The following is a 10525-nucleotide window of genomic DNA, read 5'->3' as shown; positions in this document are numbered from 1 at the left end:
TGGACGCCTGGCGGCCCGGCCACCAATGGCGTGGCTGGTACGGGCCGCTGCCGCGCGAGGTGGTGACGGGCGTCGCGGTGATGGCGAGCCGCCCGCCCGACCGTTCACCGCACCAGAGGAGAGGTCCGACTCATGGCCGCAGAACTTCCCGACCAGGCAAAGGCGCTGCTCGACGGCAAGGCCTTCGCGGTGGTGACCACCCTGCTGCCCGACGGTAGCCCGCAGTCGTCCGTCGTCTGGGTGAAGCGGGACGGCGACGACGTCCTGTTCTCCACCGTCGAAGGCCGCCGGAAGCACCTCAACCTGGTCCGGGACCCGCGGGTCTCCGTCGTGGTCAACCCGCCGGAGCAGCCCTACACCTACGTCGAACTGCGCGGCGAGGCGGCCCTGAGCCGGGAGGGCGCCCGGGAGCTGATCAACGAGCTGGCCCACAAGTACATGGGCAAGGACTACGACATGGACGGTCCCGACGACGTCCGGGTGGTGGTCCGGATCAAGCCCCGCAAGGTGGTCGGCCGCTTCTGAGTCCGGCGGCGATCGGCGTGGACCCGACGAAGAAGTGGGCATCGGGTCCCGTAAAGGTGGCGGGGCACCCCCCGCCGCCCACTACGCTTGACGCTGTGAGCCTTCGCCTGTACGACACCAGCACCCGCCAGGTACGCGACTTCGTCCCGCTTGTACCGGGCTGTGTCTCGATGTACCTGTGTGGGGCGACCGTCCAGGCGGCCCCGCACATCGGACACATCCGGTCCAACCTCAACTTCGACGTGATGCGCCGGTGGTTCACCTACCGCGGCTACCAGGTCACCTTCGTCCGCAACGTCACGGACATCGACGACAAGGTGATCAAGAAGGAGCGCGAGCTCGGCACCCCGTGGTTCGAGATCGCGTACACCAACGAGCGTGCCTTCAACGAGGGTTACGCCGAGCTGGGTTGCCTGCCGCCCTCGGTCGAGCCCCGGGCCACCGGACACGTCCCCGAGATGATCGAGATGATGCGGAAGCTCATCGCGAAGGGGCACGCGTACGAGTCCGAGGGCAACGTCTACTTCGCGGTCGGCACCTTCCCGCAGTACCTCGGGCTGTCCAACCAGCGGTTGGAGAACCTGCTGCAGCCCGAGAGCGAGGGCGAGACCGGCAAGCGGGACCCGCGCGACTTCGCGATGTGGAAGGCGGCCAAGCCGGGGGAGCCCAGCTGGGACACTCCGTGGGGCCGGGGTCGCCCGGGCTGGCACCTGGAGTGCTCGGCCATGGCGCACAAGTACCTGGGCAAGGCCTTCGACATCCACGGCGGCGGGCTCGACCTGATCTTCCCGCACCACGAGAACGAGATCGCCCAGTCCCGCGCCTTCGGCGACGACTTCGCCAACTTCTGGGTGCACAACGCCTGGGTCACCATGAGCGGCGAGAAGATGAGCAAGTCGCTCGGCAACTCGGTGCTGATCTCCGAGATGGTCCAGCGCTGGCGGCCGATCGTGCTCCGCTACTACCTGGCCGCCCCGCACTACCGCTCGATGATCGAGTACAGCGAGGAGTCGATCCGCGAGGCGGAGACCGGCTTCGGGCGGATCGAGGGCTTCATCGAGCGCGCGGTCGAGCGCTGCGGCCGGGTGGACGCCGCGCCCGAGGTGCCGCTGGCCTTCGCCGAGGCGATGGATGACGACCTCGGGGTGCCGCAGGCGCTCGCGGTCGTGCACACTGCAGTCCGGCAAGGCAACAGCGCGCTCACCGCGGACGACAAGGAGAGCGCGGTGGCGCGTCTCGCCGAGGTCCGTGCGATGCTCGGAGTGCTGGGTCTCGACCCGCTCGACGAGCACTGGGCCGGGGCCGACCGGGGCGACGACCTCCACGGCGTGGTGGACTCGCTGGTCCAGCTGGTGCTGGAGCAGCGGCAGGCGGCCCGGGCTCGCAAGGACTTCGCCACGGCGGACGCCATCCGCGACCAGCTCTCGCAGGCGGGCCTCACCATTGAGGACACCCCGTCCGGCCCGCGCTGGATCATCAACAACCAGTAACCCCTTGGGCGCCTGGGCGCCCAAGGGGTGAGGGTGGGCCGTTCCGGACCGGTGCGGCCCTCCCTCCTTGTCCGGCAGCGGGCGGGGAGGGGCCCACATGACGCAGAGCATGCCGCGGGCGGGAATCGGCCGCCCGGCATGACGGACAGACAGGAAGTACAGCCATGGCCGGCAACAGCCAGCGCAGGAACCGCCGCAACCCCGGATCCAAGAAGGGCGCGAGTGTCGGGACCGGCGGCCACAGCCGGAGGGCGCTCCAGGGCAAGGGCCCGACCCCGCCCGGTGAGGCCCGCAAGGGCCACCCCAAGCAGCGTGCCGCCAACGCCGCGCTGAAGCGCGAGCGGGACGCCAAGGCGCGCGCCGGCATGCGCCGCGCCGGAGCCGGCGGCCGGGGCGGGCGCGGTGGCGCGGGCGCGGCCGAGCTGGTGGTCGGCCGCAACTCGGTGGTCGAGGCGCTGCAGGGCGGCGTCCCGGCCAACGCGCTGTACGTGATGCAGTTCATCGACACCGACGACCGCGTCCGCGAGGCCTTCCAGGCCGCCAACGAACGCGGCATCCCGCTGATGGAGGCCCCGCGTCCGCAGCTGGACCAGATGACCGGTGGGCTCAACCACCAGGGTCTGGTGCTCCAGGTCCCGCCGTACGAGTACGCGCACCCCGAGGACCTGCTGGAGGAGGCCGCCAATCTCGGCCAGGACGCGCTGATCATGGCGCTGGACGGGGTCACCGACTCCCGCAACCTCGGTGCCGTGGTCCGTTCCGCCGCCGCCTTCGGCGCGCACGGCGTGGTCATTCCCGAGCGCCGGGCCGCCGGCATGACGGCCGGCGCCTGGAAGACCTCCTCCGGTGCGGCGGCGCGGCTGCCCGTCGCCCGGGCCACCAACCTCACCCGGGCCCTGGAGGCCTACCAGAAGGCCGGCCTGATGGTCGTCGGCCTGGCCGCCGACGGCGAGGCCGAGATCGGCGACCTGGACGTGCTCACCGGCCCGGTCGTGATCGTCGCGGGCAGCGAGGGCCGCGGCCTGTCCCGGCTGGTCGCCGAGACCTGCGACATCCGGGTGCGGATCCCGATGCCGGGTGAGACCGAGTCGCTGAACGCCGGTGTCGCCGCGGGCATCGTGCTGTACGAGGCCGCGCGGCTGCGCGCCAAGCGCTGACCGACGTCGCCGGTTCTCGACCGGCGACTTTGTGACCGTCAACCGATCGGGCCTGACCGGGCCCGATCGGTTTGCGCATGATCACTTCAATCACCGCCAGGAATCCACCCGGGAGAGTGTCCTAAGTGGCTGTCACCCGGTTAGACGGGTGTGGACACCAGAACACCTCGGCGCCCGAGGCAGGGCGGCACGGCTGGGATAGACGACGAGCCCAGCCTCAACACGGTCAAGGTGCCGTCCGATCCGGCCAGGCTGAGCAGCACCCAGGCCAGCTTCCGGGTACGGCTCACCACCCCGGTGGCCTCGCTGATCGAGTCCCCGGCGGATGCGGCTTTCGGCAACCCGTACGGCACGCAGAGCCTCGGCGACAGGCCGCTGGTCACCCCGCACGTGGTGGTGGACGGTTCGGCGTTCGCGGCGGCGCTGACGGGTGTCGGTGCGGTCGGCACCGCCGGGTCGTCGGTCGGTTCGGTCGGTACGCCCGTGCGGCGCAAGGGCCGGGTCACCGCCGTCACCTGGAGCGGACAGGCCGCGCCGGGCGACCTGGCGGCGACCCAACTGCTGGACGCAGTCCGCCTCAACACCGTGCCCGCCCCGGCCGCCGCGCCCGGCAGCGGCCCGGCCCCGCTCGGGGTGGAGGACACCCAGCGACTGGAGCCGTTCCCGCCCTCCGGGCCGTACCGGGACCCGTACGGGCAGCCCGAGCAGTACGGGCAGGCGGTGCCGAAGCAGCCGGGCTCGCCCGAGGGCCGCGGCCGCGCCGGTGGCTCGTACGGGGCCTCCGCGCAGTCTCCGGGCATGCGGATGCGGCCCCCGTGGACGCCCGGTGGTGAGCTGCCCGAGGTCAGTCACCCGGTCGGCGGGGAGAACCGGCACGCCTGGTACCCGGGCCGGAAGGTCGACCTCGGCCTGGTGCTGCTGCCGCTGCGCGTGCTGCTCGGCTCGCTCTCGGTCTACGCCGGCTTCAGCAAGCTCTGCGACCCGGTGTACTTCGACGGCGGCCAGCGCGGCTCGATGATGCGCTGGCTCGGCTCGCTCCACCCCTGGAAGGTGGCGCAGCCGCTGCTCGACTTCGCCATGGCGCATCCCGTCGGGTCCGGGCTCGGCGTGGCGTTCACCGAGGTCGTGGTGGGCGTCCTGTCGATCCTCGGGCTCTGGCAGCGGCTCGCGGCCGGAGCGGCGATGGTGCTCTCCGCGGTCCTGCTGTTCACCGTCAGCTGGCGGGCCGTCCCGGTCTACGACGCACCCGACCTGATCTTCCTGGCCGCCTGGAGCCCACTGCTGATCGCCGGTGCCCCGTTCGGCTCCCTGGACGGCCGGATCGCGCTGGAGGCGTGGCGCCGGTACGGCTCCGATGCCCCGGCCGTGCTGCGCCGCCGGATCCTGCGCCGCGGTGCCGTGGTGACCACCCTGGTGATCGGGACGACCCTGCTGCTCGGCTCCGTGCTGGGCGCGGCGGTCCGTACCAGCGGCCGGCCCGTCCCCGGTCCGGCCACGCCGTCGCCCGACTACGGAACGCCGGTGTGGCCCGGCAACGGGCCGTCCTCGGGGCCGGTCTCCCCGGTCATGCCGGCGCCGGTGCCGGCGCCCGTGTCCAGCTCTGCCGCCTCGGCCTCGCGGTCCCCGTCGTCCACCCCCTCGTCCACGGCGGCCTCCCCGTCCGCCTCCTCCAGCAGGAGCGGGAAGACGCACAGCGCGAGGCCGGACCGGAGCTCGGCCGGCGGCGAGGGCGCGGGCACCGGGTCGGGTTCCAGCAGTGGCGCGGGCAGCCGCAGCGGGAGTTCGCCCGGCTCGGGTTCCGGCGCGGGCGGGTCCACCCCGAAGCCGGCCTCCTCGAGCGGCGGCCTGCTCGGCGGGGTCCTGGGCAGCGGACCGCTCCCCGCGCTCGGCATGAACGGCGCACACTACGGCGTCAGGCCGGGCGGCACCACCGTCTGACGGTACGGCTGCTCCCGGTCACGACTGCCGGGCCCCCTCCGATCGGAAGGGGCCCGGCAGTCTCCGTTTCCCGGGCCTTCCCGGGGCTTCGGGAGGAGGCACCGCTCGCCGTGCCGGGCCGAGGCTGCCGTCTGCGACTCACCCGCCCGAGGAGAGCTCCCTGGCGGCCTCGGTGAGGTCCTTCACGGTGTCGATGGCCCGCCAGTAGCAGCCCTGCGGCAGCTGGTACCCCGCGAGCCGCCCGCTGCGGGCGAGCTGCGGGAAGGTGGTGCGCTCGTGGTCGCCGACGTCCGGGAGCAGCTCGTGGAACTCCGGCCCGAAGACGTACAGGCCGGCGTTGATCAGGAACGGGGAAGGCGGCGCCTCGATGAAGTCCAGTACGTTGCCGAACCGGTCGGTCTCCACGGTGCCCCACGGGATGCGCGGCCGGGCCAGCGCGAGGGTGGCGACGGCGTCGCGCTCATGGTGGAAGGCGGCCATGTCGCGGAGGCTGAAGCGGGTCCAGATGTCGCCGTTGGCGGCGTACCAGGGCGCGTCGGGGTGGGGCAGCGCCTTCGAGGCGTACTTCAGGCCGCCGCCGCGTCCGAGCGGCTCCGCCTCCACGACCGTGCAGACGTCCAACGGCAGGTCAGCCTTGTCCAGCCACTCCTGGAGCACCCCGGCCAGGTGCCCGCAGGAGATCACCACGTCGGTGACACCCTCGGTGGCTAGCCAGGTCAGCTGGTGCCCGACGATCGGTACTCCGGTTCCGGGGATCTCGACCAGCGGCTTCGGGCGGTCGTCGGTGTACGGGCGCAGCCGGGAACCCTGGCCGCCGGCCAGGATGACGGCCTGGGTCACGGCCTGCGGGACCACCCGCGGGGCGGAGCGGGACGCCGGGGCGGTCACGGCGAGAACGGTGCGGGGACGGTCATGCCGAGAACGATAAGGTCCCCGGCCGGTGCCGGGGAGCCCAGCGGCGGCAATCGGCGGCCCCGGCCGCCGGGGTCAGCCGGCCGCGCCCGCCGCGAACGAGCCGTCGCAGACCGGGCGGGCGAAGGAGCGGGCCCGCTGGACGTCGCCCTGGTACTTGCGGACGGCGGCGCGCCCGAGGTCCGCGGCGAGGTTGCTGCAGTACGGGGTGAGGGACGGCTTCTCGCGCATGGTGCGTTCCAGCAGGTCGAGCGCCGTGCCCGGGTTGTGGTTGCGGAGCTCGTCCATCAGGTCGGCGCGGAGGGCGTCCTGCGGGGAGAGCCCTTCGGTGCCGGTGGTCGTGGTGCTGCGGCCGATGGTGCCGTCGCCGCTGGACGCCGCGACCACCTGCTGGTCCAGCCTGGTCGGCTGGGCCCAGGGGACATGGGTCACGGCGAGGGTCCCGGTGGTCACCAGGATCACGGGAAGGGTGAGGGCGACGGTCTGGCCGATACGGCGCACGAGCTGTTTCACGCTCAGGAGAGTAGCGCTCGGTGAGTCATGGGTTGCACTCCGTTACACCAATGAGTGACGCGTGTCCCGGTTCGTCCGTACGGCGTGTTGACGCGAAGGTGGCGCGCAGAGCGGACGGGTCGCGTGCAAGCCAATGCGTGAGCCCCCGGCGGACACCGTCCGCCGGGGGCTCACGCGGTTGCTCAGGAGCTCAGGCGCTCGCCTGTGCTGCTGGAGAAGACGTGCGCCTCGCCACCGGTCGGGACCACGTGGATGGTCTCGCCCTTCTGCGGGACCTGGCGGCCGTGCACGCGCACGACGATGTCCCGGTCCGCGCCTCCGATCTTGGTGGTGCCGTAGACGAAGCCGTCCGCGCCGAGTTCCTCGACCACGTTGACGGTGACCGCGACGCCCTCGATGCCGCCCGCCGGGACGATCTCGAAGTGCTCCGGCCGGATGCCGACGGTCACGGTCTTGTCGCTGCCCGCGCCGGCCAGGTCCTCACGCGAGATGTTGACGACCGAGCCGCCGAACTTCACACCGCCGTCCACCAACGGAACCTCGACCAGGTTCATCGCCGGGGAGCCGATGAAGCCGGCCACGAAGACGTTGGCGGGCCTGTCGTACATCGCCCGGGGGGTGTCGACCTGCTGCAGCAGGCCGTCCTTGAGCACCGCGACCCGGTCGCCCATGGTCATGGCCTCGGTCTGGTCGTGGGTCACGTACACGGTGGTGATGCCCAGGCGGCGCTGCAGGCCGGCGATCTGGGTGCGGGTGGAGACGCGCAGCTTGGCGTCCAGGTTGGACAGCGGCTCGTCCATCAGGAAGACCTGCGGCTCGCGGACGATCGCGCGGCCCATCGCGACACGCTGGCGCTGACCGCCGGAGAGCGCCTTCGGCTTGCGGTCCAGGTACTGGGTGAGGTCGAGGATCTTCGCGGCCTCCTCGACCTTGGTGCGGATCACGTCCTTGCTGACGCCCGCGATCTTGAGCGCGAAGCCCATGTTGTCGGCGACGGTCATGTGCGGGTACAGCGCGTAGTTCTGGAACACCATCGCGATGTCCCGGTCCTTCGGCGGCAGGTGGGTGACGTCCCTGTCACCGATCCGGATGGCGCCGCCGTTGACGTCCTCCAAGCCCGCCAGCATCCGCAGGCTGGTCGACTTGCCGCAGCCGGACGGGCCGACCAGCACGAGGAACTCGCCGTCCTCGATGTGCAGGTCCAGCGCGTCGACGGCCGGCTTGGTCCCGCCCGGGTAGAGGCGGGTCGCCTTGTCGTACGTCACAGAAGCCATGACTGTGCTCTCCTTCACCGGCAGGAACGTGCCGGACGATCCGAGTAAAGGGTTGGGTTGTCCTGCCGCCACCCCGCCGCCAGTGGTCTGAACCAGCCGACGGGATTCGACTCCGGGCGACGCTACCCGCCGGTTCACCCGCTGTCAGCCCCCCACAGCGCCCGATTTCGGCATCGATCCGATCACAACCGGGACAGCCCGGTCATACCGGTCACCTTGATATCCGCCACCACCACGGCCCCCCGTCCCGGTAGACTGCCCCTGGTGCCGCCGTGGTCCGCCGCGGACGGCCACCGTGCCTCCTTAGCTCAGCTGGCCAGAGCACCGCTCTTGTAAAGCGGGGGTCGTCGGTTCGAACCCGACAGGGGGCTCTCGTTTCCACCCCGGATGAGCTGCAGGTTTGGCCTTCTGGGGGCTTCATCGCCGGCCTCGGACTTCTCGTCCGAGGCCGTTTGCGTGAGCGATGCGTGAGCGGATGGCCCGGTGGGCTGGGGGTTCGTGGTGGACTGGGCAGCCTTGCGCGGCCTGTTCGCCCGGGGGACGAGCTGCGCCGCCGCCTCGGCAATCGCCCGGTCGACCTGGGGGAGCAAGGTCGTGTACGTGTCCGAGGTGATGCCGATCGAGGAGTGGCCGAGCATCTCCTTGATCGAGTGCAGGTCCGCGCCCGCCGCGTGAGCGAGCGTGGCCGCGCCATGCCGGAGATCGTGCAGCCGGATCGGTGGCAGGCCGGCCTCCTCAGCCAGCTCGCGGAAGCGGTCGGTGACGGCGGTGGGGTGCAGCCACTCGCCGTTCTCCTTGGTGAAGACCCGGCCGGTCTCGACCCAGGCGGTGCCCCACCTCTCGCGGTCGGCACGCTGCCGCTCGCGGTGTGCCTCCAGGACGGCGACCGTCTCGGAGTCGAGCGCGATCGTGCGGGCGCCCGCGTCGGTCTTGGGGTCGTCCTCGTAGACCGTCCAGCCGTCCACAACGAGCTGCTTGGCCACCGTGAGGAGCCCGGCCTTCAGGTTGGTGTCAGCCCAGCGCTGACCGCACGCCTCACCGCGCCGGAGCCCTCGGAAGGTGATCAGGTGGAACAGCGCGTACAGGCGGTCCCCGGCGGCCTGGTCGAGGAACAGGCCCGTCTGCTCCGGCGTCCAGACCATCACCGGGGACGGCCGCTCGCCGGTGAGCTCCCAGTGCTCTATCCGCTCCTCGGTCCACACGAGCGGCTTGGGTCGCCTCGCGGACTCCAGCTCGACGTGGGAGGCCGGGTTGAAGGTGATGATCTGCCGCCGGATCGCAGCGTTGAGACCGGCCCGGAGCGTGGAGCGGATCCGCTGGCAGGTCGCTGCGCTGACGGTCCGGCGGAACGGCTCCATCTCGGCGATGGCGGCCTTGAGGGCCTTGCGCTGCGCGCGGAACTCTCGTCCCTTCCATGGGATCTGCGCCAGCTCGTCGATGGCGGCCTGTCGTTGGGCGTTCGCCTCGGCGATCTCGATGTTCGCCTCCTCGATGGCCGCGAACATCTCCTCCAGGTGCCGGACCCGGAGGCGGTCGAGCCGGATGTGGCCGATCCGCGGCTTCAGGTAGAGCCGGATGCTGCTCTCGTCCCGGCTGATCGCCGTCTGTCGGCCGCGCTTGCCCGCCAGCCACTGGTCGAGCCACTCGCCGACCGTCAGCCGGTTCTGGAGGTCCTGGCCGGAGGCGAGCCGGCGACGGGTCTCCTCGACGTCGGGCAGCGGCGCCTTCTCGTGGGCGACCTTCTCCAGCAGGTCGGCTATCTGCGCGAGACCCTCGGGATCGTCCGCGTCCGGGATGTGCAGCAGCTCGCGCACCTGGTCGAGATCGGCCTGGGCGGTCTTCCGGGATTCATAGCCGGAGCGGTTGAAGGACCGGCGTGAGCCGTCCTCGCGGTTGGGCAGCTCCTGGCGGACCGCGTAGGAACCGTGCTTGCGGCTGCTGAGCTTCGGGCAGGCCTTGCCGAGCGGCTTGCCGGTGTCGGCGTCCCGGCAGTAGCAGCGGTGGTAGGTGGAGCCCTTCACGGGGTTCCCTCCTTCATTTGGTCGTCCTTGTGGCCGGTGTCGAGGAATGCGAGGTGGCTGGGGAGCGGAGGGGGATTCAGCCCCAGCTCGCGCATGCGGTGTCGGATCGGTACGAGCTCCGAGCGAACGGCCTTCACAAGGCGGCCGAGCTTGGCTTCGGCGCCGTGCGGCCAGTCCTCCCTCGCGCCGGAGAACTGGAGCTGCCAGGCGTCGTGGTGCCCGGTCCGGATGCGGTGCTCGACGCCCGCGTACTCGCGAAACACGGCCGCGTCGCCGAAGTCCAGGTCCTCGCCGGTGAACCAGCTGAACGCCGTCCACGGGTCTCGGCTCTCGTGCGGGAGGCAGTCCACGTTGGTGCTCCCGCCGAGCGGGAAGACCAGGGCGGCCGGCGGCGTGTCGACTGCCTTGGCGAGCACGAGCAGCTCCGGGACGGTGAGGGTCAGCCGGCGCCCGGACTCCCAGTTCGCGATGACGTTGCGCGGGATGGGGTGGCCCAGCTCGTCACAGGCGTCGGCCAGGTCCTGCGCGGTCATACCCAGCTCCTTCCGGCACCTGCGAACCTCGGCGATCACGGTTCTCGTGACCTGCGCCGACCAAGATTCCACTTCGTCGTGTGTCATATCGACACTTTATTGCGGTGCAAGCTGCTCCTCGATCCCGGACTTCCCGGGGCCGCCGACCGGGGCTCGCCCCCT

Annotated in this window: 8 protein-coding genes, 1 tRNA gene and 1 pseudogene; 5 read left to right on the top strand and 5 right to left on the bottom strand. The window is 71.5% G+C overall.

From position 1 onward, the window contains the following. The first annotated feature begins 132 nt into the window (after positions 1 to 132). The 4 genes from ACWDAK_RS30600 (at position 133) to ACWDAK_RS30585 (ending at position 5110) form a co-directional block, all read left to right on the top strand. Positions 133 to 525: a PPOX class F420-dependent oxidoreductase gene (locus tag ACWDAK_RS30600; protein ID WP_344634988.1), complete on the top strand. Its 393-nt coding sequence runs from the start codon at positions 133 to 135 to the stop codon at positions 523 to 525. A 95-nt stretch (positions 526 to 620) separates the two neighbouring features. Beyond that, positions 621 to 2015, top strand: coding sequence for a cysteine--tRNA ligase (cysS, locus tag ACWDAK_RS30595; RefSeq protein ID WP_344634987.1), 1395 nt, complete (start codon positions 621 to 623; stop codon positions 2013 to 2015). A gap of 164 nt (positions 2016 to 2179) precedes the next feature. Continuing rightward, positions 2180 to 3172 (top strand): 23S rRNA (guanosine(2251)-2'-O)-methyltransferase RlmB, encoded by a 993-nt coding sequence (rlmB, locus tag ACWDAK_RS30590; protein ID WP_427394209.1) that lies wholly within the window; start codon positions 2180 to 2182, stop codon positions 3170 to 3172. Between the two features lie 150 nt (positions 3173 to 3322). After that, a complete protein-coding gene (locus ACWDAK_RS30585; protein WP_427394210.1) occupies positions 3323 to 5110 on the top strand; it encodes a DoxX family membrane protein in 1788 nt (595 codons plus the stop codon). A 138-nt stretch (positions 5111 to 5248) separates the two neighbouring features. Here ACWDAK_RS30585 and ACWDAK_RS30580 read toward each other — a convergent pair whose 3' ends face one another. From ACWDAK_RS30580 to ACWDAK_RS30570, 3 genes are all read right to left on the bottom strand, one after another. After that, the gene (locus ACWDAK_RS30580) at positions 5249 to 5998 is read right to left on the bottom strand and encodes a nucleotidyltransferase family protein (RefSeq protein ID WP_344634984.1); all 750 of its coding nucleotides are present in this window, start codon (positions 5996 to 5998) and stop codon (positions 5249 to 5251) included. Between the two features lie 99 nt (positions 5999 to 6097). Continuing rightward, positions 6098 to 6535, bottom strand: coding sequence for a peptidylprolyl isomerase (locus ACWDAK_RS30575; RefSeq protein WP_344634983.1), 438 nt, complete (start codon positions 6533 to 6535; stop codon positions 6098 to 6100). Positions 6536 to 6717: 182 nt separating this feature from the next. Continuing rightward, positions 6718 to 7809, bottom strand: coding sequence for an ABC transporter ATP-binding protein (locus ACWDAK_RS30570; RefSeq protein ID WP_344634982.1), 1092 nt, complete (start codon positions 7807 to 7809; stop codon positions 6718 to 6720). A 297-nt stretch (positions 7810 to 8106) separates the two neighbouring features. On the opposite strand from ACWDAK_RS30570, the gene ACWDAK_RS30565 reads away from it, so the two are divergent. Further along, positions 8107 to 8180: transfer RNA gene (locus tag ACWDAK_RS30565), tRNA-Thr, on the top strand. A gap of 162 nt (positions 8181 to 8342) precedes the next feature. On the opposite strand, the pseudogene ACWDAK_RS30560 reads toward ACWDAK_RS30565, so the two are convergent. Together ACWDAK_RS30560 and ACWDAK_RS30555 are read right to left on the bottom strand one after the other, a co-directional pair. Next, positions 8343 to 9830 (bottom strand): annotated as a pseudogene (locus tag ACWDAK_RS30560) (site-specific integrase); the annotation flags it as partial. After that, complete coding sequence (locus tag ACWDAK_RS30555; RefSeq protein WP_427394211.1) at positions 9827 to 10450, bottom strand: helix-turn-helix domain-containing protein; 624 nt, start codon at positions 10448 to 10450, stop codon at positions 9827 to 9829. The pseudogene ACWDAK_RS30560 and the gene ACWDAK_RS30555, both read right to left, overlap by 4 nt. Positions 10451 to 10525 lie beyond the last annotated feature (75 nt).

Source organism: Kitasatospora sp. NPDC001175, assembly GCF_053598215.1.
This window is presented reverse-complemented; position numbering and strand designations above follow the sequence as displayed.